This is a genomic window from Yersinia sp. IP36721, assembly GCF_003634395.1.
In the GTDB taxonomy this organism is placed as follows: Bacteria; Pseudomonadota; Gammaproteobacteria; order Enterobacterales; family Enterobacteriaceae; genus Yersinia; species Yersinia entomophaga.
In genome coordinates this window covers 1-706 of sequence record NZ_QCZL01000082.1, presented here as the reverse complement: position 1 = coordinate 706, position 706 = coordinate 1, and the positions used below count along the sequence as shown (strand labels likewise).

Genomic DNA, 706 nt, shown 5'->3' with positions numbered 1-706 from the left:
ATTCTGGGCAAATGGCGGTGAGTTGGGTGTGAACAGTGATCAATCAGAAAAATCATCATCCCTGCTCCGCTGCAGGAATATACTTATAAATTGTCTTAGGTGACACTTCCAGAACCAACGCCACCTGATGCAACGTTGCCCCTTGAGCAAACATTCGTCTAGCACGCGCAATAACCTCATCGGTCATAATACGACGCCGCCCTCCTATCCGCCCTTCCGCTCTCGCAGCAGCCAGCCCGGCACAGGTACGCTCGACAATTAACTCTCTTTCCATTTCCGCCAGCGCACTCATAACATGAAAAAAGAAACGCCCCATCGCCGTTCCTGTATCAATACTGTCCGTAAGGCTACGAAAGTGAATACCCCGACTCTTTAAATCTTCCACCAGTGTAATAAGGTGCCTGACACTGCGCCCAAGGCGATCCAGCTTCCAGACAACCAGACTGTCACCGGTAGATAGATGGCGCATGGCTTTTTTCAATCCCGGTCGGTCGGTGGATTTTCCGCTGATTTTATCCTCAAAAATCAGGTCGCATTTTGCACTAACTAAGGCATTACGTTGCAATTCGGTGTTTTGGTCATTTGTTGATACCCGGATATAGCCGATCAGCATGTTGATTTCCCCGAAAAAATAATCGGAGTGTGTCACAGCAAGGCTGGTGACTAAAGAAAGTGTTGCCGCCGGTGATCTCGCAAACCTTGGTTT

1 protein-coding gene is annotated in these 706 nt (G+C 48.9%); it reads right to left on the bottom strand.

Annotation, left to right across the window (positions count from 1 at the left end; all coding sequences use genetic code 11):
- Nucleotides 1-55 precede the first annotated feature (55 nt).
- A complete protein-coding gene (locus DBA33_RS20410) occupies nucleotides 56-613 on the bottom strand; it encodes a recombinase family protein (protein ID WP_064513188.1) in 558 nt (185 codons plus the stop codon).
- Nucleotides 614-706 lie beyond the last annotated feature (93 nt).

Excerpts from the sequence above, each read along its gene's own strand:
- DBA33_RS20410 (WP_064513188.1), bottom strand. The coding sequence starts at position 613 with ATGCTGATCGGCTATATCCGGGTATCAACAAATGACCAAAACACCGAA.